Below are 24,528 nucleotides of genomic sequence, written 5' to 3' on the forward strand. Positions count from 1 at the left end.
TTCATCAACAAAAAAACCGCTACAAATTCATTATAGCGGTTAATTAAATTTATTCAAATGCTAAAAGCTTAATCATTCAACTCGCGAGTGGGTAATACATCTTTAATGGCATCACGTAAATCATGCATCGCTTTGACCGTGGTATCCCAATCGATACAGCCATCGGTAATAGACTTGCCATATTCTAGTTGGCTCAAATCCGCGGTCAAGTCTTGACGACCGCCTTTAAGATGACTTTCAACCATCATCCCAATAATCGAGCGATTACCGTGTTTGATTTGCTCAGCGATATTTTGAATGACCATCGGTTGCAGGTAAGGGTCTTTATTTGAATTGGCATGGCTTGAGTCAATCATGATTTTGCCTGAGACTTTACCTTTAGCAAGTTCATTTTCCGCTTGGGCAACGGCAGTGGCATCATAGTTGGGTTTGCCATTACCGCCACGAAGCACCACATGACCGTATGGATTACCTTTTGATTGAATGATAGACACCAGGCCATCGGCAGATAGACCTAAAAAGCTATGACCAGATTTGACCGCTTGCATGGCATTGACCGCCACTGTCATACCGCCGTCTGTACCGTTCTTAAAGCCGACTGGACAAGACAGACCTGAAGACATCTCGCGGTGAGTCTGACTCTCAGTGGTACGTGCGCCAATGGCTGACCAGCTGATTAAATCTTGGATATACTGCGGTGTATTGGGATCCAGCGCTTCGGTTGCACAAGGTAAGCCTTTTTCATTCAAATCAAGCAGCAGTTTGCGCGCAACACGCAAGCCCTTATTGATATCAAAGCTATCATTCATGTCTGGGTCATTGATTAAGCCTTTCCAGCCCACCGTGGTACGAGGTTTTTCAAAGTACACACGCATCACGACATAAATACTGTCTTCAATTTCTTTGGATAAAGCCAACAGTTTATCGGCATATTCATGCGCAGCGTTGACGTCATGAATCGAGCAGGGACCAATCACCATCAATAAACGTTTGTCTTTACCGTCTAAAATATTACGTACGGTTTCGCGACCTTTGGTCACCGTCTCGATAGCTTTGGGGCTCAATGGTAGTTCGTTTTTTAATTCCGCAGGCGTTACTAGCGGTAAAATTGCTTCAATATTCACATTATCTACATCAGCGATATCAGTTTTGGCAAAAGTTGTCATAATTCTCACAGGCTGTTGGCAAAAATTTAAAAAATCACTATAAACCAAAAAATTTATAATGTCATTACTTGAGTCAGTAGGAAAGCCTACTTTTAGTTTGGCAGTTGATAAAATTTTTTGTCAATGTTTAAAGTCTGTTTGGATATCTGAATATCCTATAGCACCAGTATAACAATTATTGTATCAGTATACTAGTACAAAATAACAAATAACTGTCATTTAAATTTTTTGATGGTTTTACTTTTCATCTGTTTACCCCTAAAATATTTTTTTAAAATTATAACCAAACAAGGCTGTTTAATCCCATGTACGCTAACGCCCCTACACAAACCATTTCAGACCTTGCTGCAAACGCGACACTCGCAACCAATATTGCTAACCCAAGCACAGCCAGCTTTTATAACGTCAGCGAAGCGAGCTTTTCTAACCTAAGTGAACAGAACTTGCCGCAAAACGTGGCTAAAACCAAGTTTCAGCCGATTGTCATTGGTATCGTAGCAGGCGAGGTCTCAGGCGATGCGCTGGGTGCAGACTTTATGCGCCAGATGAATAATTTGCGTGATGACATTATATGGGTGGGCGTGGGCGGCGCACAGATGCAAGCGCAAGGGCTTAACTCAGTGATTGAGATGTCTCGTCTGTCGGTGATGGGCTTGGTGGAAGTGGTTAAGCATTTGCCAGATTTGTTTAAAGCACGCGATGAAATTTTGGCAGCCTTTAAACAAAACGCCATCGATATTTTTGTCGGCATTGATGCGCCTGATTTTAATTTGCGATTGGGGGAACGGTTAAAATCAGCCGGTATTTATTGTGTGCAATATGTCAGCCCATCGATATGGGCATGGCGGGAAGGGCGAATTGAGAAAATCAAACGCGCCACCAATTTGGTGCTGTGTTTGTTTCCGTTTGAGTTGTCTGTGTATCAAAAACATGATCATCCCGCTGTGTGTGTCGGGCATTCACTTCTCAAGACCATTGATGACAATTTGCTTACAACGCCCATGGACGAGCTGCGCCGTGAGTTGATTTGGGATAATCCCACCTACCATCAGTTTTTTGTCAAAATGGGCGAGCTTGAGATGAGTCATCTCATTGCAGTGATGCCAGGCTCAAGACGCAGTGAAATCGATGCGATTTTTCCAAAAATGCTCAAAGCCATTCACAAACTGTTGATTATGGATGATAAGCTATGCTTTATCGTGCCAACGGTCAACCAACACCTACTGACTATCGTAGAGCAATATCTAGAAGCCCAATCAGCACAGGTGCGCCATCACGTGACAGTGAGCTGTGATGAAACACAAGCGGATTTTAGCCAACGGGTGATGGCGGCGTCAGACTTGGTGCTGCTTGCATCGGGCACCGCCACGCTTGAAGCCATGCTACTGGGTAAACCGATGGTGGTGGTATATTCACTCAATAAAATGACCTTTTGGCTGGCAAAACGCCTGGTCAAAGTGCCGTATGTGGCACTGCCTAATATTTTGGCAGGTCGAGAAATCGTACCAGAATTGCTACAAGAAGACGCCAACCCAGACAATATTTGCCGTGTGGTACAGCAATCATTAAAAGTTAAAAATTATAACGAGCAGCTGCGAGATTTGCGGCAAACGTCAGAATGGCTGCGTGAGCAAAGCAATATCAATCCTGCCAATGCGGTGATTGATAATTGGCTGACGTGGAAAAAGCAGTAAAAATCTCATACAAAATTTGATGCTTTATCAAGTTGTGTGCGGTGACACTGATGGTAAACTTACGCCCAATCTTCTGAGGTGAATGTTGCCATCAAATCATGGGCTTTAGTTCTTGCATCAAGCACAGTCATAAAGGTATAAGCGCCGATGAATTTACGGCTAATAAACATCAGCTCTTTAGGCGGCACGCTAAAGGATTTTGAGGTTGCTGATTTGCTGGCAAGCTTAATGACACGGTTATGTAAATCACTTTGCGCCCAAATATAATTGCCATGTACATCCAGTGCATGGGGTGGAATTGTCGGATTACGACTTGGCAAACTAAAGGGTTCACTGGCAAGCAAACATAGCTCTACCATATCATTTTTCACCGAATCACTAAGATTAGCAAAGAATTCAAAATGCTCACCTGCTTGTTCAATCGCTTGGCGCATTTTGCTACGGTCGTGAAAAACCCCTGCCAACAGCAAATTACGGGCGATGAGTAGCAGATTATCATCAAACTGACGAATCGCGCCAAAGTCCAATAACACCAATTGATCAAGCTGTGTATCAGGCTGCTGTGTATTAGGCTTTTGTGCAAGGCGAATCAGATAGTTGCCAAAATTGGGGTCGGTCTGCATATCCCCCCATTCAAAAATCTCACGCAGCATAATTTCAATCGACGCCTGCCCAATCGCATTGCGTCTTTCTTGGGGCAGCGCAAATACTTGCTCATCCAAAATCGACACACCATCTTCATAGGTCATACATAGCAACCGATCGGTGCTATAAGCTTTGAGGATGCGCGGCACTACATAACGACGATCCCCAACAAAACGTTGAAAAAATAACTCAGTGGTATCTGCTTCGAGGAGGTAGTTGACTTCATGATGCAGCAGGTCACGAATTTCTTCAAACCACGCATCGAGTTGGCGGGTTTGCGGGACAACATTGGTGACTCTAAGCAGTTGGCGGAACAAATCCAAATCACTGTCCACGGCATCAGCGATATTGGGATATTGCACTTTAAATACCACTTGCTCGCCCGTGGCTTTATGAACCGCTCTATGTACTTGCGAAAGTGAGGCGGTGCCAATAGGGGTATGGTCGATATCAAACTCATGGATGGTATCGCCCAATTCGGTTTGTAGCGCGGATTTGATAATTGACCATGAAAAAGCAGTCGTCTGGCTGTTTAATGTTTGTAAGGCTTCTGTGATTTCGGGGGGCAAAAAATGCTCGCCGTACAGTGCTAACATTTGACCGATTTTGACCACCGAGCCTTTGAGTTTACCCAGCTCATCCACCAAATATTGGGCTTGCTCACGCATAAAAGCTTGTTTTTGTACCGCTTTTTCTTCCTTTGATTTGAATAATCCAAAGGCACTATTGGTCGCCCATCGTCTGCCGATATTGAGCGATGCTTTGGCAATCGATAACCGACGGTCAAGCGCCGAGGTTTTGAGCTGTTCAAGCGGTTGGTTATCGTAATTTTGCGGATTTGCCATACAGGGTGCCTAATGTTTTTGAAAGAAAAAGCCAAATAAAAAGCAAATCATTTTAACACATGATTTGCTTTGATTGTTGTTACCGATTTTTAATAAAGTGGATTAACACTTAGCGTAACCACTTAGCGTAACCACTTGGTTTAACACAGTGGCTAGAGGTCTAAATGCCATCTTATTGGTTAGTGGTTATTCGGCGCTAGATTGAATAGCGCGCCAACCGATATCACGGCGATATTGCATACCATCAAAGCTAATAGCGCCACAAACTGCTAAGGCTTTGGTTTGGGCATCCAAAATATCGTCACCGAGCGCCGTCACGCAAACCACACGGCCGCCATTGGTGACAATCTCACCATTGTCAAACGCTTTGGTGCCTGCGTGGAAAACTTTGACATCCATATCCGTTTGCCCATACTGAGACTCAAGCGTTGGTAACCCATGGATGACATCGCCGCTACTTGCGCTTTCTGGATAGCCTTTGCTAGCCAGTACCACACCCAAGGCAGGACGCTCATCCCACTCGGTTTGTTTGGGAAGATTGCCATCCAACCCTAATGCTATCAAGTCAACCATTGAGCCCTTTAGCCGCATCATAATGGGCTGTGTTTCTGGGTCGCCAAAACGGCAGTTAAATTCAATCACATAGGGGTCATTGTGGTCATCAATCATCAAGCCTGCGTACAAAAATCCTGTATAAGGTGTGCCATTGGCATTCATGGCATCGACCACTGGCTGAATCACACGATTAATCACCTTATCATGTACTTGCTGCGTCACCACGGGGGCAGGTGAGTAAGCACCCATACCGCCTGTATTAAGACCGGTATCACCTTCGCCAATACGTTTGTGATCTTGGCTGGTTGCCATCGGCAAGATATTGTTGCCATCTATCATACAAATAAAGCTGGCTTCTTCGCCTTGCAAGAACTGCTCAATCACCACACGGCTGCCTGCATCACCAAATTTGTTGCCCGATAACATATCATTGATAGCGTCAATGGCTTCTTGTTCGCTCATCGCCACAATCACGCCTTTACCTGCGGCTAAACCATCGGCTTTGATGACAATCGGCGCGCCTTCGGCTTTCACATAAGCAATCGCTTGTTCTGCATCGCTAAAAGTTTGGTATTTGGCGGTAGGGATATGGTGTTTTATCATAAAATCTTTGGCAAAGGCTTTTGACCCCTCAAGCTGGGCGCAATACGCCGTGGGTCCCCAAGCTTTGATACCTGCTTTTGTTAAGTCATCGACCATACCTGCCACAAGTGGTGCTTCAGGACCAACCAGCACAAAGGCAATGTCATTGTCTTGGCAAAATTGAATCACCGCCGCATGGTCTTTGACGTTTAAATCGATATTTTGTAGTTTGTGTTCAAGCGCTGTGCCTGCATTGCCGTTGGCAATAAAAACTGTGCTAACTTTGCTATCTTTGGCGCATTGCCATGCCAATGCGTGCTCACGTCCACCTGTGCCAATCACTAAAATATTCATATTGTTTCCTTAAAAATGTAAAATAGCCGTATGGCAGCCATTGTAACAAATTTTGGGATCTAAATTAAATGACAAAGCATTTTATTATTGGCGTAGATGAAGTCGGGCGAGGGCCGTTATTGGGCGATGTGGTAGTTTGTGCACTCATCTTCGATAAGGCGATTTTATCTGTCAAAGAAGATAGCCTAAGCCCTGATTTACACACCGCTGATAGTGTGGGTATTAGCCACACTCATCTGCTAAGTGCGCTAACTGACTCCAAAAAACTGTCAGAGAAAAAACGAGAAGCGTTATTTTCCTTGATTGAACAAACGGCGAGCGCGCATCAGGTTGTCAAAATTTCTGCCAGCTTAATAGACCAGCTCAACATCTTACAAGCGACATTACTAGGCATGAAACAAGCGGTGGCAGGCGTGATGGCGCAAATGTTAGCGCAATACCCAACAGCGACTTTTAGCGTCATGGTGGATGGCAATAAACTGCCCGTGTTGTTTGACTTGCCTAATTATCAGCAAATTACGCATGAGCAAGCGATTGTGAAAGGGGACGGCAAACATGCGTGTATCAGTGGCGCCAGCGTGATTGCCAAAGTGACGCGTGACCGAGACATGGTGGCGTTGTCAAAGTTATATCCTGATTATGGCATTGAGCAGCATAAAGGCTATCCCACCGCCGCCCATATCCAAGCGATAGAGCATTACGGTATTTTGCCCATGCACCGCAAAAGTTTTACCCCCATCAAACAGAGGGTTTTAGACAAAAAAGGTGAACATACAGTCAATATCCGGTAGTAATGAGTGCAGGTCTAAAGTCGCCTTGTGAGCGAGTTTAACTCGTAAGGTGTGCTGAGCATGACGAGTAAAAAGATGGTCTTGCTCGCAGACCTGCAAGCTGTGCCCGATTTGTTTTCAACCTCTCGGTGGACAGCGCGCCAAACAAGGTCTGATAGTCGCCCTGTATGTTCAAATCCATCATAGCAAATTGTAGGCTTTTTTCAAACTAGCTTATACTAAATCAATCTGCCAATTAGCGGCTTGCAATTGGATATTTAAGTTTCTGAGTTTGACCGCTATGTCATCTGCTTGTTTTTGCAATTTGACGGGTTCAATCACTTTTTGCCATTTGATTTCTCGGTAGCTATAACGATCGCCTTCCGTCTTAGCATTATCAATCGCGGTTTGCAGCAGGCGATGGCGTTCGGCAAGTTCATCACGCTTGACTAAAGTGCTGAGCATGGTTGAGCCATCGGGCATGACAGCGATGGCATTGGTGCGATGGATATGGTCTATTAACGCATACAGCTCGCTCATGACTTGATTGGCTTGTAGCAGCAGTTCATTCGGGTTTTCACTTGGGGTATCGCCGTCTTGGACTTTGACGTTTTCAGCAATGCGCGATTTCAAGCTGGCGAGCTTTTTTTGCATATCGGCACGTCGTAACAAAGCTTCTGCAAGTTTCATTGTTATCTCCTTATTGGTCAATTTAGTGGGTCAATTTAAACGTTAAAATCATATAATTGGGTTAAAAATTGGGTAGGATAATCTGTAATCAAACAATCCACGCCCATCTCAATCAAGCGCTTTGCCACATCAACCTCATTTACCGTCCAAGCGGTGACTGTTAAGCCATATATTTTGGCAATTTCCAACAGGGTTGGGGTGATAAGCGCATAATAAATGCCCACTTGGCTACAGCCTAAGGCACAAGCGCGATTGAAGGTTTGTAATATTAAATTTTTACCCGCTGCATCAGGCGTCGGCAAAAAAGTAATTTGGCTTGCCAGCGTGGTGTTGGGTTCAAGTGTTTTAGGCTCAAGTGTTTTGGGTTCAAGTAATAAGCCTGTCGGAAAGTGAAAATTTAAAAATTGCTGTTGGTTTTGAATTTGGTACAAAATATCGGTATCAAAACTGGTCAAAGTGATGGGTAAAGCTTGCCATATTTCTTGAGATAATAGCCTAAGCAGATTTTTAACCAACAAGGCTGGATGAGTTTTGGCATGGGTTTTGATTTCTAGTTCAATATGGCAAAAGTGTTGCAGATAGGGTGGTAAATCGTCTAGCAACAATAGGTGATGTTTTAAAAACCCTAGTTCAAAACATTGGGAAAAACGCCCATAGTCCGATTGCACAATGGCGTCTAATTCCGCCCATGTTTTATCAGCAATCCACGATTGTTGTTTTGCCAGCCGATTTAAGGTTTCGTCATGTACCACCACAAATTTGCCATCGGCGGTCATTTGGACATCAAATTCAACCCCATCAAGCTGCTTACCATGTTTTTGCAATTGCTGCACGTAGGCAAAGCCGTCTTGACAGTTCTCTAGCCGTTCAGCCCGCGCAGCACGATGACCGAGTAAATAATACGTTTGATTTGGATGGCGCATACCATGGCTCGCAATAGACAATAAAATTTTATGACTACTAAAAATTATTACAACTAAATTTTATTATAAATAATAGTGAACAACTACCCAATTTGCAAAACTTTGCTTTATAATGGCATGGTAATAAATTCTGCGTGAAGGTGCCTTATGTCTATGATTTTCCCACAAAATACGTTGTCAAAAAAAATGCGTACGCCGTTATTATTGGCGTGTTTTGCCTTAGCCGTCGTGGGATGTAGTCGCAATGAGCAAAAAGATGAGCAAACTGGCAGTGCTGCAAACAGTGAGCAAAAGACACTTGAAACGTCTGATATTGCCTGTAACACTGAGAAGGCAACCAGTGCTATTCACAGTTATCTGGTCAATCGCATCGACCAGCAAGCCAAAAAACAGTCTGACATCATCCAGCAGCAAGCAGGGACGGTGGTTGATATGACTATTTTGCAAAATGGCTTGTCGCAAGTGGCCATTAACCTAGAAGGCGTGAATGGTAGCAATGGTAAGTGCCAAGCGACGGTGTCATTTAATATGCCTCAAGCGCAGCTCGATAACGCGAATAAAATTTATACCCGTCTAAAAATGCCAGCCGCCGCCGAGCAAATCGCGTCGCGTGGGTATCAACTGAAAAATAGCACGTTGGTGGCAAACAATGTTGGGTTTGGTCTATCAGCCAGTGGCACCAATTACCAAGTCAATAGCACCACAGGCGACGATGTGATTGGGCTAGTCGGTGAGATTATGGCAAATTCGGCATTAGCGCAAACGCTGACCCAGCCATCTAATACGCCGTTAGCCGGTTCTTCGGCAGGCGCTATCGCTGTTTTGCCACCCGTGACTAGCAAACCCAGTGTCGCGGCCAACAACAGCCAAACTTCAACGACCAAACCTGTCAAGAAACAAACCGCAGAAAAACCAAAAACGGGCAGTGAAAAAAACAACAGCGAAAAAACCAAGACTGACGTGACCACCACCACACCAGCCAAGAAAAACACGCAATCAGATAGCGCGGATAAAAAGTCGGTGAAAAAATCTGAGTCAACCACCTCAAATGCTGATACCCAATCAACTGCTACTAAGTCAGCGGCTAGCACTGGCAACAGCACAGACAAATCAACCAAGCCAGTATCGCATGAAAAAGTCCCAACCGACACCAATGTAAAATTAACCATTGAAGAAAAAAATGAGCAATACTAACGTAAACCACTGTTAAATGACGTGTTTAACGTATGCCACCCAGTCATCAATTTGTTTTATCATGTTTTTGATGTAGTAATGTGACTAAACATAAAACAAATTGATGCGTCAATTCTCTGCCTGCCACCATAAGGATATGAACATGGCCAATTTTGCCCCACAAATCGCTGTTAAAGCTACTTATATGCGCGGTGGTACATCAAAAGGTACTTTTTTCAAGCTTGATGACCTACCTGAACGCTGCCAAACCCCAGGGCAAGCCCGAGATAGCTTTTTACTGCGGGTGGTGGGTAGTCCAGATCCGTATGGTAAGCAAATTGACGGTTTGGGGAATGGCTCATCATCAACCTCCAAAGTGGTGATTTTGTCAAAAACTGACGTTGCCGATCATGATGTGAATTATTTATTCGGTCAGGTCGCCATTGATAAAGCGATGATCGATTGGTCAGGTAACTGTGGTAACTTAACCGCTGCGGTCGGTTCATTTGCGATTGCCAATGGGTTGGTGGATGCCAGTAAAGTGCCCCAAAATGGTAACTGTGAAGTGCGTATTTGGCAGCAAAATATCAGCAAAACCATCATCGCGCATGTACCCATGACCGATGGTCAAGTGCAAGAAACGGGCGATTTTGAGCTAGATGGTGTAACTTTCCCAGCAGCCGAAGTCAAAATTGAATTTATCGACCCTGTGGACAGCGATGGCGATATGTTCCCGACGGGCAACTTGATTGACAAACTTAATGTACCTGAAATCGGTGAATTTGATGTCACGATGATCAATGCAGGTATCCCAACGATTTTTTTAAATGCCAAAGACTTAGGTTTTACGGGCGCGGAGCTGCAAAAAGACATCAATAGCAACCAAGAAATTTTGGCTAAGCTTGAAAAAATCCGTGCTCATGGCGCCGTTAAAATGGGATTGATTACAGCGCTAACAGAAGCTCAAACCCGTCAGCATACCCCAAAAATTGCTTGGGTTGCGCCACCCGCCGATTATACCGCCTCTAGTGGCAAAGCAGTCAAGGCAGGCGATATTGATTTGCTTGCCCGCGCGATGAGCATGGGTCAACTGCACCATGCCATGATGGGTACAGCCTCGGTTGCGATTGGCACCGCAGCGACCATTAAAGGTACGCTAGTTAACCAAGCGGCAGGTGGCAAAGCGTTGTCTGAAGTACGCTTTGGTCACCCCTCAGGCACGCTACTGGTCGGGGGTGAGTCCTCACAAGTGGATGGTAAATGGCAAGCCAAAAAAGTGTCTATGAGCCGTTCAGCGCGACGTCTGATGGTGGGTGAGGTGTATGTGCCTGGCGATGCGTTTTAATCGACAAATCATTCACAAGCCAACTGAGCGCCTAATAACACTAAGAGCCCAATAACTAAGAGCCTAATAATGACAGATAAGCAATCACACTGGATTGAACTGACGCAAGCGCCAAGCCAAGGGGTAACCGTGGTTCAAACCCTATCTGGCTGTGAGTCCCTGCCAAGAAAGCCAAGCAATTCAAGCAATGATGCAGTGGGGCAGTCTAGTTTGAATGCTGTGTATGGTCAATTCAATCTGGGTTTGCATGTAGGTGATGATAGCGTGCAGGTGCATCAACATCGTGCGCACTTGCTACAATCCTTGCAACAATATCATCCCGCATTAAAGAGCGTTCATTGGCTTAATCAAATTCATGGTAATGACATTTATCAAGTTACTGATAAAATTGGCACAGCAGCGATATCGGCTGATGCGCATATCACTCGTTTGCCTAACGTTGCCTTAGCGATTATGACAGCAGATTGTGTACCTGTCATGATAGCGACGGAGGCAGCAGATGATAACAAGCTGATTGCGGCTATTCACGCTGGCTGGCAAGGTCTTAATAAAAATATTATTGCAAAAACGGTGCAAAAAATGGTACATCAGTTTGATTTGGCAGCGGGGGACAATGCGCCTGCCGAAATGCACAAGGTCACTCGTGGGTGGCACGCTTGGATAGGCGCTAGCATCGCACAATCGAGCTATGAAGTGGACAGTCGTGTCAAAGATGCCGTGTTATCAGTGTTAAACGTATCTGAGGCTGTCGCTATCCGGTTGTTTCAGCCAAATGCTGATAAGGTCGGTCACTATTTTGCCGATTTGCCTGCAATAGCAGAATTACAGCTCAAGGCTTGTGGTATTCATCAGGTGCATAAAAGCGGATTAAATAGCCATAGTGATGCACGATTTTATTCGTATCGTCGGCAAACCCAGCATCAATTGCCTGCGACAGGTAGAATGGCAACGCTGATTTTTATGGACTAATTTAATCATAAAAAAAGGCAGTGTGTTAATCACACTGCCTTTTTTGTGAAAGCTAAATTATTGCATGATTTTGACGTAAGCCTGCGCTCTTAATTCCTGCATCCAATCGTCTAGCGCTTGCGGTGCCATACGTTGGTATAGGATTTCACGCGCCATGTTTTTACGATAGACATCGCTCACATCTTTCTGGCGTTTTTCATCGACTTTAAGAATATGCCAGCCAAATTGTGATTGAAATGGCACAGAATAGTCATTTACCGACGTTTTTTTCATCATTGCTTCAAAGCTTGGTACCATATCACCTTCACTGACCCAGCCCAAATCGCCACCGTTGCTGGCGCTTCCTGGGTCTTTTGAGTAGGTGCTTGCTAAGGTAGCGAAGTCCTCACCTTGACGCAGTTTATCATAGATAGTGTCGATCTGCTGTTTCGCCATGTCAGCCGGTAGGGCAGTTGATGGGCTAATTAAAATATGGCGGGTATGCCATTGATCGATGATTTTTTTTTGACCACCGCGTTTATCAACGAGTTTAATCACGTTATAACCTTCTGCCGTGGCAATCGGGTTGGTGACTTGTCCGACTTCAAGGGCGGTGATGTTTTTTGACAATTCTGTCGGTAACTCTGCCGCGACGTGGTAGCCCATATCGCCCCCTTGAATTTGCGCGTTATAGTTGGTTTGCGCGTCAGTCATGATTTGCTCAATATTGGCATTCTCAGCTTGCAAGTTTTTGGCAATTTGGGTGGCTACGGTCAGCGCTTGTTTTTTTTGTTTGTCGCTGGTTTTACCTGCGGCATCGGCTTCAAAAGGCACGCGAATATGTAAGGTGCGATATTGTGATTTTTCTAAAGCGTTGCTCTCTGGTGATTTGAGGAAGTTGTTAACATCTTGATCGGAGATTTTGATGCGGCTGGCAAGTTGTTGCTGCTGCAAAGTTTGTATCGCCAAGTCTTCACTGACTTTTTGACGCAATGCTTGGTAACTACCTACGCGCTGGGCGTCAAGTTTTTGCTGGAATTCGGCAAGGCTTGCGACCCCATTTTGTTGTGCCAAATTGGTCAACGCAGCATTCACTGCGTTCTCTTCAGCTTGCAGTCCTTGGCGTTTGATTAAATCCAGTTGAATTTGCTTAGTAATTAGCTGATCCAATACTTGCGGATAAAGTTGCTGTGCGGGTGGTACAGGTTTGTTTTGCGCTTGAAGCTGTGCAGAAGCTTGAGCAACCGCGCGATCTAACTGGCTGCGTAAAATAGGGGTGTCGTTGACAATAGCAATCACGCCATCAATGACCTGATCTTGCGAGTTACTAGTGACGACAGGCGCTGGCTCAACCAATGAGTTGGCGACCTCTGGTGCTATGGGCGCAGTTTGGGAGACAACTTTTGCTGTTTTTTGACTGGTAGGTTTTGAGCCGCTGGCTTTGGTGTCAGCTTTGACTGATTTGGCAGCGTTGGTGGTTTTTTTTGCTGTTGTTGTTGCTTTGGTTGACTTACTCGTGGTTTGAGCGGCAGCTTTAGTAGTGGATATTTTACCAGACTCGACCGTCGTTTTGGCGGTGGTGGTGTTAGTTTTAGCGGTTACCGCTGTTGCAGTCACGGCTTGCGCGCTCAATGTTGGCATGACCAATAGGGTGCCATATATCAAAGCGCTAGTGAGAGCAGATAGGGTGTTACGGTGAAAATTGGGTAAATTATGCATGACAGCATGGTTCATGGCATGTATCCTTAAAAAAAATAAAAACCAAAAAATAAAAAAAGTAAATTTGATCACTCAAAAATCGTGGCAAAACCATTTAGCTTAAATGACGGGTCTTTGACCAAGTTTCTTACATCAAGTTTCTTAGATTTAGATGTTGCTAAGTTTGGGTCATTTTATACAATAATATTTGCTAGCGTATGTCTGTATCATAATAAATCCTAAAAAACGTCAAATTTTAGGCGGTTTTTTGCGTAAAAGGCATTTAGTATCTAGGGTTATAACCCAATACCCGATTACGCATCAAGCTAGCCAGTCGACCGTCACCTTTATTGGATAACCCATTTAAGCTAATTTCTGCCATGATAGCGTGGTCAGCACTGTCTTTATCACTTAATTCATCATAATAACGGCGAGCATAAATCGATAAGCCATAACAACAACTATCATAAGTAAAGCCCGCTAACACATCACTAAAACGACTTTTCTCATTGTCGTATTGGACAGCCCCTAAAAACTGCCAATTATCACCAATAGGCAAAACAGCGGAGCCTGTGAAAGCAGAGAGGGCTTTTTGTCCAAATCTACTCTCATTGCGTTTGATATAACCTAAGTTATAAAGACTATTGAAAGTTGGCGCATAACGAAATTGGGTGTTGATATAGTTTAAATCAGCGTTGTCATCAACCGAGCCATCTAAATCTACCCAAAAATCTTGACGCGGTTGGGTGCTTACTTCAAAGACGGTACCGGTATTGTCAATTTTTAACCCATCATCGGTATCGTCAAGATGTACCCGAATATCACTCAAATAAATTTGTTTACCCACGCTGGCATCCAAGCGAGTCAAACCATTGCCATCAATATAGCGATAATTTAATGAAGGGGTTAGATGATTGTTGTCAGGCAGACGATCATATCCCAAAAACCATGAATCTTCATACAATTGCGAAAAATTGAGCGATGCCAAACGGGTATTAAAGTTGGGTACGTCAGTCTGGTCTTTATAGGGCGAGTACACATATTTTAGGCGCGGGCTCAATAACTGATAGCCGCCCAAGGAGTCATCAAATTTACCAAATGGGGTGCCTGATTTAAAGAAATTTAAGCCACTGTCAATACTAAACTGCGGTACAAAAATAGATTGGCTTTTGCTATTTTTATCCAGTCCATTGGCGTCGGCTGATTCTTGGTCAAATTGGGTATAAAGGTGCTGTAAACTCACTGAAGGGGTCACGTATCCCCAAGTTCGCGTCATTGGATAGGCGGCAGTGAGTTTGTTATACAGTCTGCCACCGCTTTGCTCAGGCGCAGAACCATCATCGATTGGGCGTTTAAAATAGGCAAAATCGCTGATACCCGTTAAATCAAATTGGGTCACCCAAGGCACACGATATTTGACCGATAACTGCGGCAGACGGTCATACGGTTTGTCTTTATCCAAGATTTTGTCTGAATTAATTAAATTACGATCCAGTGTTTGAAAGGTTTCAATCTTGGCAAGCGCAGTTAAATAGTCATTGTAATAATTGGCTTGAATGCGGCGCGGTAAATTTAATTGAACGGTTTCGTCACCCAATGTCTCAAAATCGTTTAAGAATTTAGGATCTGAGACATACTGATATAGCGCATCAATGGATAGGTTAGGGATATCTTTTGACTGCCAATGATGATTATAATAAAAGCGGGTACGGTCTTCATCATTATATTGTTTGTCGTTTGGCAGATAAGAGCCTGTCAAGCTACCATAACCAAATTTTTCTGTCAGATAGCGAAATTCACCTGTCAACATCGGATTGCGGTCAGTAAAAATGGTAGGCGTGACAGTGGCATCGTAATTTGGCGCTAGATTAAAGTAATAAGGTAACTGTACATTAAAACTCCCTTCCGTACTAAAACCGCCGCGTGGTAACAAAAAACCACTGGTGCGGCGATCGTCAATCGGAAAGTTAAAATAGGGTAGGTACAATACTGGGGTATTTTTAACTTTTAACGTGGCATTATAGGCTTCACCGCGACCCGTGTCGGTATTGATATCGATGTTTTTGGCATTAATCTGCCAAGTCGGATTGTCAGGCGCGCAGGTGGTAAACATGACATCGTCAATTTCAACGCGGCTTTCATCGACTTTATTAAGCCGTTTGGCATAACCATACGCTTGTAGGGGGACGCTGGCAAATGCCACGTCTTTGGCGGTTGCTTTGGTGCTATCCGTTTGGTACGCCAGTTCGTCGGCAACGGTAATCAGCCCCCCTTTTGGGCTATCTTTGAGGCTTACACGTGGGTTACCGTCTGTCGATTGTGTACTTTGCGCGGCATCCACTAACAAAACATTACCTTGAGCTGCTGCAATACCATCTTGCACGTTAACGACCACTTTATCGGCAGAGATTTGCTGACGACCTTGGTTGATTTGCACATCGCCTGACAATTCAGCGTAGTTTTCATTGTCATAATACCCATAGTCAGACGACGCATAAATTGGGAAGCTGCTATTGGGTTGGTCGGTAGCGGCTGCCGCTAATGCTTGCTGTTGATAGATGGTCGAAGTGGGATATACCCAGTTACCATGACACATGGCGTCTTTTCGGGTGGCTGCTTTTGATTGCGTATTTGCTTGAGCACCTGACTGTTGACTATCAGGCGTGAGCGGGTTCAGTAAATTTGTATTAGAATTTGAATTAGCAACCGTGGCGCTAGTATCGTCCGTGGTTTGCTGGGTTTTGGGTTGATAAAAGGTTTTGAGCTTATCTAGACTGGCTTGCTGCTGTTGATTTGGGGTAAAGTTGGGACGAGTACGCGCAGAGTTTGGTTTGATGTCAGGCACGCTAATCGGTGTGATGCCTTGATTGGTGGTTACATCGACAGTAGTAACGCTGTCTGCTGTGGTGGCGATACTACTATCGGTATGGGGCTTTGCAGCTGAGGTATCAAGGTTTTGTTTTTCAATACTCTGTGATTCAGTGCTTTGTGACTCAATGTTTTGAGCTTCTGTGCTTTGTGCTGTCGCTACATCAGTCGATTCCGTAACGGCGGCTGTCGGCAACACCGCAAGCGCTGAGGTTGAATACAAAGTAGTAAACATCGCACCAAGCGTCATCGCTAAAACGTTGGTATGTCGATAAATTTGGTGTAGTGATTGATGCAGGCATGTGGGCTGGGTTGGCAAAGACGAATGTGAAGTTAAACGATTAGAAGTTGACGAAATAGGCGACAATTTCACAGATTTTTTCATTAGACATTTACCAAAGACGCAATATAAAAACCTTCACATCATATCACTAGCGTCATCAATATACTATTGCAAAAGATGTTTAAAATTGCAAACATGATAGACGCCACTTGAGAGATACGCAGATTTTCGGTAGCATAACTTATTTTTATTGAGTAAGCCCATCTTATGAACCATCCTGCCGCACAACTTGCCAATCAAGCCTCTTGCGATAGCACAGCTTCGCCATCAAATACCGAGCCATGTGAACAACAGCCACTTGAACAACAATTACTTAAGCAACAGTCACGTGAACAACAGCTGCACACTTGGTTAACCCAAGTTTTTCCAAACCAGTCATTGCAGCATAAAAAAATACCTGGCGATGCCAGCTTTCGCAGCTATCATCGCTTAACCGTCGACAATCAACACTATATCGTGATGGATGCGCCACCAGCAAAAGAATCGGTGAAAGAATTTATCGCCGTGGACAATTTAATGGCAGGTTATGTGCATGTGCCAAAAATGATTGCCACGGATGAACAGCAAGGTTTTATCGTCCTTGAGGATTTGGGAAACACGGATTTTGCCGATGTCATTGCCAAGGATTTAACGGATGCAGGCGAGCTGGCAAAAACTGCGCGCTATTATCAGCAGGCAATGCAGGAAATTTTGGCGATTCAAAAGATTGACATCGATGACGCCAAAGCCGTTATCCCAAGTTACGACGATGCCTTGCTGCGCCGAGAAATGGGCTTGTTTAGCGAGTGGTTTTTACCCTATATCGGCGTGACGATGACCCCAGACTTAGAGACGCTGTGGCAAGATTTACAGTCTGATATTATCCAGCAAGTCATCGCGCAGCCTCAAGTGGTGGTGCACCGTGATTTTCACAGCCGTAATTTGATGGTATTAAATCACAGCGATGAGTTGGGCGTGATTGATTTTCAAGATGCTGTCATCGGTGCCTACACCTATGATTTGGCGTCTTTATTGCGAGATGCCTATATCAATTATGATGAAACATGGGTCAATACGCATCTGGCTCATTATTATCAATTGGCGCAAATTGACAAAAGCTTGGCAGAGTTTACTGTGGATTTTAATATCATGAGTATGCAGCGTCATCTCAAGGTGTTGGGAATTTTTGTACGCTTGTTTGAGCGAGATGGCAAAGACCGTTATTTGGTAAACTTGCCTAAAGTTTTCAATGATTTATTAACTTGTCTAAAAGCTATCACCCAAAGGGATGAGCGTCATACTTTTGATAAATTTGCTGACTGGATGACCGCCGTCGTTGAACCTGCTTTTCATCAAAAAATCCAAGGATAAAACCCCATGTCAACCACCATCACCCAAGCCATGATTTTATCCGCGGGTAAAGGCACTCGGCTACGCCCTTTAACCTTGACCACGCCAAAACCACTTGTCGAAGTCGGCGGGCAACCGCTTATCGTGTGGCATATCAAAGCGCTCAAACAAGCGGGTATCACCGATATCACCATCAATGTGTCATGGCTTGCTGATAAACTGCTCAATGCAATCGGGGATGGCAGTCAATTCGGTGTCACCATTCATTGGTCGATTGAACCCGAAGAACCGCTTGAGACAGCAGGCGGTATCAAGATGGCTTTGGCTACCGGCAAATTAAAAGACCAGCCATTTATTTTGGTCAATGGGGATGTGTGGACGCCTTTTGATTTTGCTCAACTAACCCAGCTTAAGCTAAACGATTCGCAGGCTTATTTGCTACTCACCGACCAAGCGGCGCACAACCCAACGGGCGATTTTGCCTTAGAAAATGGCAAGGTCAAGGCAGATGGCACGCCAAAATATACCTTTGCAGGGATTAGTGTTATGTCACCAAGATTATTGGATACGGTCAAGGTAGGGGAGACTGCGCCGCTTGCACCACTACTCAAACAAGCCATGCAAGCAGGTTTAGTAATTGGCGATTTGCTGAGCGATGCGTGGGTCGATGTAGGCACGCTTGAGCGTTTAGAAAATTTGAACCAAAAATTGTCGGCTAACAAGTGATTTGGCACAAAATTGCAACTTTTGCCATTTTGCTTTTATTTGAAAGTCGAGCAAACTAAACGGTTAAAGCTAAAAAATGACCTAAAACTGTGATAAAATTTGTCACAGTTTTATTTTTAGCATGTTACATACGACAAAATTTAATTCTGCAATTAATTCTGTAACTAATTCTGTAATATAGGAAAGCCAATGACAACCCCAATTTCTGAACGTCGTCTTGCCAACGCCATCCGTACCCTAGCCTTTGAAGCGGTGCAAAAAGCCAATTCTGGACATCCAGGCGCGCCGATGGGCATGGCAGATATCGCTGAAGTGTTATGGCGTAAGTTTTTAAAGCACAATCCAACCGACCCAAATTGGCTAAATCGCGACCGTTTTGTGCTTTCAAATGGTCATGGCTCAATGTTGCATTACGCTTTGCTGCATTTAACAGGGTATGACGTTAGCATTGAGGATATCAAAAATTTCCGCCAATTGCACTCTAAAACACCCGGTCACCCTGAATATGGCTACACCGCAGGTGTGGAAACTACTACAGGTCCGTTGGGTCAAGGGATTGCCAACGCTGTAGGTTTTGCGATTGCAGAAAAAACCCTAGCCGCGCAATTTAACCGAGATGGTCACCAAGTCATCGACCACCAAACCTATTGCTTTCTAGGTGATGGTTGTTTGATGGAAGGTATTTCGCACGAAGTTTGCTCATTAGCCGGTACGCTGCAACTGGGCAAATTGGTTGTCTACTATGATGACAATGGTATTTCGATTGATGGTGACGTCGAAGGCTGGTTCTCAGATGACACCCAAAAACGTTTTGAAGCTTATGGTTGGCAAGTGCAAAAAGTTGACGGTCACGATACCGATGCCATCACCCAAGCGACCCAAAATGCCATAGCTGAAAAAAATAAACCCTCACTCATTATCTGTAAAACCGTGATTGGCGCAGGTTCACCCAACAAGCAAGGCTTGGAGGCCTCACATGGCGCACCCCTTGGCGCGGATGAAATCTTGCTCACCCGTCAAGCACTCAAGTGGGATCACGAAGCCTTTGAACTTCCAGACGATATTTATGAAGGGTGGGACTGTACAGTTAAAGGTCAAGCGCTACAACAATCATGGGAAAGTGAGTTTGATGCTTATAAAGACGCTTACCCAGAGCTTGCCAGTGAATTGCTTCGCCGTGTGAATGGTGACTTGCCAGCAAATTTTGAGACACAAGCCCAAGAATTTATCAAGGCGTGTCAAGATAACCCAGAAAACATTGCAACGCGTAAAGCCAGCCAAAATTCAATCAATGCCTTACAGCCATTATTGCCAGAGCTACTGGGTGGTTCTGCTGATTTGGCAGGGTCAAATCTCACTTGGTTTAAAAATGCCAAAGCGCTCGAAGATGATGCGGCAGGTAACTATATTCACTACGGTGTGCGTGAATTTGGTATGACGGCGATTGCCAATGGTATTGCCTTATATGGCGGATTTATTCCATATGTCGCGACGTTCTTGATGTTTATGGAATATGCGCGCAATGCGGTGCGTATGTCAGCCTTGATGAAACAACGCGTCATTAATGTCTATACCCACGACTCAATCGGTCTGGGTGAAGATGGACCTACTCACCAACCTGTCGAGCAGCTTGCTAGCCTGCGTGCCACCCCAAACCTGCGTACTTGGCGACCATGTGATACGGTCGAGTCAGCCGTGGCATGGGTAGAAGCTTTGAAAGCAAAATCAACCCCATCCGCGCTGATTTTTAGCCGTCAAAACCTACCGCACCAAGCGCGAGATATCGAGCAAGTAGCCAATATTGCCAAAGGTGGTTATGTACTAGCCAAAGAACAAGGTGAGCTACGTGCCGTCATCATCGCCACAGGTTCAGAGATTGAGCTTGCAATGAATGCTTACACTGAGTTGACTGCCGAAGGTTTGGGCGTGCGCGTCGTATCAATGCCCTGTGCTGAAGTGTTTGCCAAACAAGAAATCAACTACCGTGACAGCGTGTTGCCACCGCAAGTGCGTGCCCGTGTGGCGGTTGAAGCCAGCCATATCGATTATTGGTACAAGTTTGTAGGGCTTGATGGTAAAGTCGTGGGTATGACCACCTTTGGTGAGTCTGCCCCTGCCAAAGACTTATTCCCATACTTTAACATCACCACTGATGCGGTCATTCAAGCCGTGAAAGCGGTTGTTTAAATTGAATTGTTGACTTACTAAAAGGTGGGCAATGCTCGCCTTTTTTATTTCTCAATTAAATTGAAAACACCGCAACAAATAATAGTAAATTCTTTGAGAGCATTTTAGCGATTAACTGTATAAAAAAATTCGACCAAGTTTAGTTGCCCCGACATTGTAACGCCAATGACAGCATTAACACTGTTGTCATTCAATCGCCAATCGCCAAGCACTAACCGTTTTTTATCGCCAATTTGATGAATAGCAGGGCGGTGAGTATGCCCATGAAGCAGTATATCGGCTTTTTGCAAGGCTTGTTTGACGGCTTGTTCATTGACATCCATGATTTGCAGGGATTTTTTGGCATTATCAGTTTTACTTTTTTGGCGTAAATCTTGCGCAATTTGTTGGCGTTTTTTGATGGGTAGCGCGAGTAAAATTTTTTTAGTGATAGGATGTTGGATGATTTTGCGAAAGCGTTGGTAACCTTTATCATCGGTGCACAGTGCATCGCCATGTTCTAGGCGAACTTTTCTGCCATTTAATGTCAAATAAAACGGCTCAAAAATCAATTGCCCGCCAAACTTGTCGCAAAATTGTTGTCCAAGCAGAAAATCCCGATTACCATGCATGACAAAAATCTGGCAGTTTTTATCGGATAGTGTTTTGAGCTTTTCTATAATCGGTTGCAGCGCATCTGTTAAGGTGTCTGTATCGGCAACATCATCCCCTAGCCAAGCTTCAAACCAATCACCGAGAATAAAAAACTGTTTTAGATTGGGCAATAAAGCCAGTTTATCTAAAAAATCTAAAAAAGCCTGCCCTAAAGGATTAGTGGCAGGCTCATTCATGCTCAAATGTAAATCACTGATAACAACCTGCGCAATGACAGAGGGATTATCGGTGACCAAATCTGCAAAACTTTGCATACAAAAAAATTATTTCTCAATTACTTTTGCATGGGTAATCACCACAGGCGTGGTTGGTACATCAGCGTGGAAACCGTATTTACCAGTCGGCACACCTTTGATTTTATTGACAATGTCCATGCCTTCAGTCACTTTACCAAACACCGCATAACCCCAGCCTTGTGGGTTTTTACCAGAAAAGTTTAGAAAGCTATTGTCTTTTACATTGATAAAAAATTGCGCAGTCGCTGAATGTGGGTCAGAAGTACGTGCCATCGCAATAGTGCCGACTTCATTTTTTAAGCCATTATCTGCTTCGTTTTGGATTGGGGCATTGGTAGATTTTTCTGTCATGTTGGCGTCCATACCACCACCTTGAATCATAAAACCATCAATGACGCGGTGAAAAATCGTGCCATCATAATGACCTGATTTAACGTATTCTAAGAAGTTTGCCACCGTGTTGGGGGCTTTTTCTTGGTTCAGTTCGATAACGATGTTACCCATGGTGGTTTCTAATTCTACATATGGCATATCCATTGTGTGCTCCTAATGGTTTTTATGGTTAAAGAAACGCGTCTTGCAATTGTTGTGGCTATCCTAGCGATTTTCAATCAAAAAGTCAGTATTTAGTTTGCAAAGTTGGCAAAATTAAATGTTTCAATTAAATTCATTTAAGTTTTTTCAATGTCAAAAAACTGCTAGAATGGCAGATTAGTTCACCATTTTTGTAATAGGTAAGGGGCAACCAAATGACGGCGACGACCGACAAAAATACAAAAACCGACGATACAGCAGCCAATAGTGAAAAAAATGATTTTATCCGTGCGATCGTACGTGATGACCTTGCTTCGCAAAAATATAGCCAGATTGTGACCCGTTTTCCACCTGAGCCCAATGGCTACTTACATTTGGGTCATGTCAAATCTATTTGTCTCAACTTTGGGCTTGCCAAGGAGTTTGCAGGGCTGTGTAACCTACGGTTTGACGATACCAATCCTGATGCTGAAGATCAGGAGTTTGTCGATAACATCAAAGATGATGTCAAATGGCTCGGTTTTGATTGGGCAGGCGAGGCGCGCTATGCGTCCAGTTATTTTGCTCAGTTATATGATTGGGCGGTGAAATTAATCAAACAAGGCGATGCCTATGTTGATTTACAAAGTCCTGAGGATATTCGTGAAAACCGCGGCAATTTCGGTCAAGCAGGTAAAAACTCCCCATACCGTGATGCCAGTGTTGAAGAGAATTTGCAACGCTTTAACGATATGAAACTTGGCAAATATGGCAACGGTGAAGCGGTGCTTCGTGCCAAAATCGACATGGCAAGCCCCAATATGAATATGCGCGATCCAATTTTGTATCGTGTCATGCACCAAGCGCATCACCAAACAGGCGATGATTGGTGTATTTATCCCATGTATGACTATGCTCACCCGTTGTCAGATGCAATCGAAGGTATTACGCATTCGATTTGTACCCTAGAATTTGAAGACCACCGTCCGTTTTATGATTGGGTGGTAGATAAAGTGGGCTTTGACAAAGAACCACACCAATATGAATTTGCCCGCCTAAACGTGAACCATATTTTGACCAGTAAACGCAAACTTAAAAAACTGGTCGAAGATGACTTGGTGAGTGGTTGGGACGATCCGCGTATGCCGACAATTGCCGGCATGCGACGCCGTGGTTATACCCCTGAAGGCTTGCGGGATTTTTGTGACCGTGTGGGCGTCAGCAAGTCGGACGGTGTGGTGGATTTTGGCTTACTCGAGTTTAGTATCCGTAACTCATTAGAGCATGTGAATCGTGCCATGGCGGTGCTAAGCCCACTAAAAGTGACGATTACCAATTTTGATGAAGCCGTCGCCAATGTTGAAACACTCAAAAAAGACAGTGTAAAAACTAAACTCGACAATGGTGTTTTATGGTTGAACCAGCCTAAAAATAGCCATGATGACAGCCAAGGTACGCGTGACATTCCTTTTACTAAAGAAATTTATATTGATAAAGGGGATTTTGAAATCACGCCGCCTGAAGGTTATAAACGCTTGTCACCGCAAAACCCAGAAATCCGCTTACGCAATAGTTACGTGTTAAAGATTGAGGAGCACATCACCGATGACAATGGCGAAGTGGTGGGGTTAACAGCGACTATTGACCCAAAAACGTTGGGCAACAATCCAGAAGGTCGTAAGGTTAAAGGTGTGATACATTGGGTGTCAGCCAGTCTAGGTGTACCCGCGAAGGTACGTCTGTATGAGCAGCTGTTTACCCAAGAAGACCCTGCCAAAATTGACATCAATAATTTAGCCGCAGAGATTAATCCCAATTCACTACGTGAAGTAGATGCTATTGTCGAGCCTTCTTTATCACAAGCCAATGCAGGCGAGCGGTTCCAATTTGAACGCGAAGGGTTTTTTGTGGCAGATAGTAAAGACTATTCACCAGAGCATTTGGTGTTTAACCGTATTGTGACCTTAAAAGACAGTTTCAAACCATAAATCATCTTTAACTTATAAATTAGCTGGCATAGCAATATGTCAGCTTTTTTCGTAAAAGGATATCTTAACCTATTGTTACTTATGGTTTTATTATTGTATTAGCCGGGCGGTTTTATTGTTTTTTTACATGCGTAACATATGTACTGTGCTAAACTACTCATCGTAAATTTAAGTCAGTCTTGCGTAATCAATCCGTTATTCTTGTTAGATTTTGTAACTTTTAATGGCTTGATTTTAATGGCTATTGGGCTTAAGGTATCGTTGTTCATCTGTTTTTCGTAAATATATTGGTAGTT

18 protein-coding genes are annotated in these 24,528 nt (G+C 44.1%); 9 read left to right on the forward strand and 9 right to left on the reverse strand.

What is annotated here, in order from left to right:
* Window positions 1–68: 68 nt before the first annotated feature.
* Complete coding sequence (locus ACAM39_RS05010; RefSeq protein ID WP_083102147.1) at window positions 69–1,166, reverse strand: 3-deoxy-7-phosphoheptulonate synthase; 1,098 nt, start codon at window positions 1,164–1,166, stop codon at window positions 69–71.
* 305 nt (window positions 1,167–1,471) lie between these two features.
* Here ACAM39_RS05010 and lpxB point away from each other — a divergent pair, with 305 nt between their 5' ends.
* Window positions 1,472–2,860, forward strand: coding sequence for a lipid-A-disaccharide synthase (gene lpxB / locus ACAM39_RS05015; RefSeq protein ID WP_369628439.1), 1,389 nt, complete (start codon window positions 1,472–1,474; stop codon window positions 2,858–2,860).
* Window positions 2,861–2,919: 59 nt separating this feature from the next.
* Here the strand turns inward: lpxB and ACAM39_RS05020 are convergent, their stop codons facing one another.
* Both ACAM39_RS05020 and purD read right to left on the reverse strand, forming a co-directional pair.
* Window positions 2,920–4,350 carry an ABC1 kinase family protein gene (locus tag ACAM39_RS05020; protein ID WP_369628440.1) on the reverse strand — a complete coding sequence of 477 codons (1,431 nt, stop codon included), beginning with the start codon at window positions 4,348–4,350 and terminating at the stop codon, window positions 2,920–2,922.
* A gap of 186 nt (window positions 4,351–4,536) precedes the next feature.
* Window positions 4,537–5,841 carry a phosphoribosylamine--glycine ligase gene (gene purD / locus ACAM39_RS05025; protein ID WP_369628441.1) on the reverse strand — a complete coding sequence of 435 codons (1,305 nt, stop codon included), beginning with the start codon at window positions 5,839–5,841 and terminating at the stop codon, window positions 4,537–4,539.
* Between the two features lie 68 nt (window positions 5,842–5,909).
* Here purD and ACAM39_RS05030 point away from each other — a divergent pair, with 68 nt between their 5' ends.
* Window positions 5,910–6,632, forward strand: a complete 723-nt coding sequence (locus tag ACAM39_RS05030; RefSeq protein ID WP_369628442.1) for a ribonuclease HII — start codon at window positions 5,910–5,912, stop codon at window positions 6,630–6,632.
* Between the two features lie 213 nt (window positions 6,633–6,845).
* Here ACAM39_RS05030 and ACAM39_RS05035 read toward each other — a convergent pair whose 3' ends face one another.
* Together ACAM39_RS05035 and ACAM39_RS05040 are read right to left on the reverse strand one after the other, a co-directional pair.
* A complete protein-coding gene (locus tag ACAM39_RS05035; RefSeq protein WP_007116746.1) occupies window positions 6,846–7,301 on the reverse strand; it encodes a DIP1984 family protein in 456 nt (151 codons plus the stop codon).
* A 35-nt stretch (window positions 7,302–7,336) separates the two neighbouring features.
* On the reverse strand, window positions 7,337–8,224 hold the full coding sequence (locus ACAM39_RS05040; RefSeq protein ID WP_369628443.1) for a glycerophosphodiester phosphodiesterase: 888 nt from the start codon (window positions 8,222–8,224) through the stop codon (window positions 7,337–7,339).
* 147 nt (window positions 8,225–8,371) lie between these two features.
* Here ACAM39_RS05040 and ACAM39_RS05045 point away from each other — a divergent pair, with 147 nt between their 5' ends.
* From ACAM39_RS05045 to pgeF, 3 genes are all read left to right on the forward strand, one after another.
* On the forward strand, window positions 8,372–9,418 hold the full coding sequence (locus ACAM39_RS05045) for a hypothetical protein (protein ID WP_369628444.1): 1,047 nt from the start codon (window positions 8,372–8,374) through the stop codon (window positions 9,416–9,418).
* 142 nt (window positions 9,419–9,560) lie between these two features.
* Window positions 9,561–10,742: a 2-methylaconitate cis-trans isomerase PrpF gene (gene prpF, locus ACAM39_RS05050; RefSeq protein ID WP_472828250.1), complete on the forward strand. Its 1,182-nt coding sequence runs from the start codon at window positions 9,561–9,563 to the stop codon at window positions 10,740–10,742.
* A gap of 69 nt (window positions 10,743–10,811) precedes the next feature.
* The gene (gene pgeF, locus ACAM39_RS05055) at window positions 10,812–11,711 is read left to right on the forward strand and encodes a peptidoglycan editing factor PgeF (protein ID WP_369628446.1); all 900 of its coding nucleotides are present in this window, start codon (window positions 10,812–10,814) and stop codon (window positions 11,709–11,711) included.
* Window positions 11,712–11,768: 57 nt separating this feature from the next.
* Here pgeF and ACAM39_RS05060 read toward each other — a convergent pair whose 3' ends face one another.
* Entirely contained in the window at window positions 11,769–13,424 is a 1,656-nt protein-coding gene (locus tag ACAM39_RS05060) for a peptidylprolyl isomerase (RefSeq protein ID WP_369628447.1), read from the reverse strand.
* Between the two features lie 247 nt (window positions 13,425–13,671).
* Complete coding sequence (lptD, locus tag ACAM39_RS05065; protein WP_369628448.1) at window positions 13,672–16,641, reverse strand: LPS assembly protein LptD; 2,970 nt, start codon at window positions 16,639–16,641, stop codon at window positions 13,672–13,674.
* A gap of 165 nt (window positions 16,642–16,806) precedes the next feature.
* On the opposite strand from lptD, the gene ACAM39_RS05070 reads away from it, so the two are divergent.
* The 3 genes from ACAM39_RS05070 (at window position 16,807) to tkt (ending at window position 20,841) form a co-directional block, all read left to right on the forward strand.
* A complete protein-coding gene (locus tag ACAM39_RS05070) occupies window positions 16,807–17,949 on the forward strand; it encodes an aminoglycoside phosphotransferase family protein (protein ID WP_369628449.1) in 1,143 nt (380 codons plus the stop codon).
* Between the two features lie 6 nt (window positions 17,950–17,955).
* Complete coding sequence (murU, locus tag ACAM39_RS05075) at window positions 17,956–18,654, forward strand: N-acetylmuramate alpha-1-phosphate uridylyltransferase MurU (protein WP_369628450.1); 699 nt, start codon at window positions 17,956–17,958, stop codon at window positions 18,652–18,654.
* Window positions 18,655–18,843: 189 nt separating this feature from the next.
* Window positions 18,844–20,841 (forward strand): transketolase, encoded by a 1,998-nt coding sequence (gene tkt, locus ACAM39_RS05080; protein WP_369628451.1) that lies wholly within the window; start codon window positions 18,844–18,846, stop codon window positions 20,839–20,841.
* A 104-nt stretch (window positions 20,842–20,945) separates the two neighbouring features.
* Here the strand turns inward: tkt and ACAM39_RS05085 are convergent, their stop codons facing one another.
* Both ACAM39_RS05085 and ACAM39_RS05090 read right to left on the reverse strand, forming a co-directional pair.
* Complete coding sequence (locus ACAM39_RS05085; RefSeq protein ID WP_369628452.1) at window positions 20,946–21,749, reverse strand: UDP-2,3-diacylglucosamine diphosphatase; 804 nt, start codon at window positions 21,747–21,749, stop codon at window positions 20,946–20,948.
* Window positions 21,750–21,758: 9 nt separating this feature from the next.
* The gene (locus tag ACAM39_RS05090) at window positions 21,759–22,268 is read right to left on the reverse strand and encodes a peptidylprolyl isomerase (protein WP_060994994.1); all 510 of its coding nucleotides are present in this window, start codon (window positions 22,266–22,268) and stop codon (window positions 21,759–21,761) included.
* A gap of 212 nt (window positions 22,269–22,480) precedes the next feature.
* On the opposite strand from ACAM39_RS05090, the gene ACAM39_RS05095 reads away from it, so the two are divergent.
* Window positions 22,481–24,232, forward strand: a complete 1,752-nt coding sequence (locus ACAM39_RS05095; protein WP_369628453.1) for a glutamine--tRNA ligase/YqeY domain fusion protein — start codon at window positions 22,481–22,483, stop codon at window positions 24,230–24,232.
* Window positions 24,233–24,528 lie beyond the last annotated feature (296 nt).

The organism is Moraxella sp. K02 (assembly GCF_041154755.1).
Lineage (GTDB): Bacteria > Pseudomonadota > Gammaproteobacteria > Pseudomonadales > Moraxellaceae > Faucicola.

Excerpts from the sequence above, each read along its gene's own strand:
- ACAM39_RS05070 (WP_369628449.1), top strand. The coding sequence starts at position 16,807 with ATGAACCATCCTGCCGCACAACTTGCCAATCAAGCCTCTTGCGATAGC.
- purD (WP_369628441.1), bottom strand. The coding sequence starts at position 5,841 with ATGAATATTTTAGTGATTGGCACAGGTGGACGTGAGCACGCATTGGCA.
- ACAM39_RS05085 (WP_369628452.1), bottom strand. The coding sequence starts at position 21,749 with ATGCAAAGTTTTGCAGATTTGGTCACCGATAATCCCTCTGTCATTGCG.
- ACAM39_RS05040 (WP_369628443.1), bottom strand. The coding sequence starts at position 8,224 with ATGCGCCATCCAAATCAAACGTATTATTTACTCGGTCATCGTGCTGCG.
- ACAM39_RS05045 (WP_369628444.1), top strand. The coding sequence starts at position 8,372 with ATGTCTATGATTTTCCCACAAAATACGTTGTCAAAAAAAATGCGTACG.
- ACAM39_RS05010 (WP_083102147.1), bottom strand. The coding sequence starts at position 1,166 with ATGACAACTTTTGCCAAAACTGATATCGCTGATGTAGATAATGTGAAT.
- tkt (WP_369628451.1), top strand. The coding sequence starts at position 18,844 with ATGACAACCCCAATTTCTGAACGTCGTCTTGCCAACGCCATCCGTACC.
- murU (WP_369628450.1), top strand. The coding sequence starts at position 17,956 with ATGTCAACCACCATCACCCAAGCCATGATTTTATCCGCGGGTAAAGGC.
- ACAM39_RS05060 (WP_369628447.1), bottom strand. The coding sequence starts at position 13,424 with ATGAACCATGCTGTCATGCATAATTTACCCAATTTTCACCGTAACACC.
- lpxB (WP_369628439.1), top strand. The coding sequence starts at position 1,472 with ATGTACGCTAACGCCCCTACACAAACCATTTCAGACCTTGCTGCAAAC.
- ACAM39_RS05035 (WP_007116746.1), bottom strand. The coding sequence starts at position 7,301 with ATGAAACTTGCAGAAGCTTTGTTACGACGTGCCGATATGCAAAAAAAG.
- ACAM39_RS05020 (WP_369628440.1), bottom strand. The coding sequence starts at position 4,350 with ATGGCAAATCCGCAAAATTACGATAACCAACCGCTTGAACAGCTCAAA.
- ACAM39_RS05095 (WP_369628453.1), top strand. The coding sequence starts at position 22,481 with ATGACGGCGACGACCGACAAAAATACAAAAACCGACGATACAGCAGCC.
- ACAM39_RS05090 (WP_060994994.1), bottom strand. The coding sequence starts at position 22,268 with ATGGATATGCCATATGTAGAATTAGAAACCACCATGGGTAACATCGTT.
- ACAM39_RS05030 (WP_369628442.1), top strand. The coding sequence starts at position 5,910 with ATGACAAAGCATTTTATTATTGGCGTAGATGAAGTCGGGCGAGGGCCG.
- pgeF (WP_369628446.1), top strand. The coding sequence starts at position 10,812 with ATGACAGATAAGCAATCACACTGGATTGAACTGACGCAAGCGCCAAGC.
- prpF (WP_472828250.1), top strand. The coding sequence starts at position 9,561 with ATGGCCAATTTTGCCCCACAAATCGCTGTTAAAGCTACTTATATGCGC.
- lptD (WP_369628448.1), bottom strand. The coding sequence starts at position 16,641 with ATGAAAAAATCTGTGAAATTGTCGCCTATTTCGTCAACTTCTAATCGT.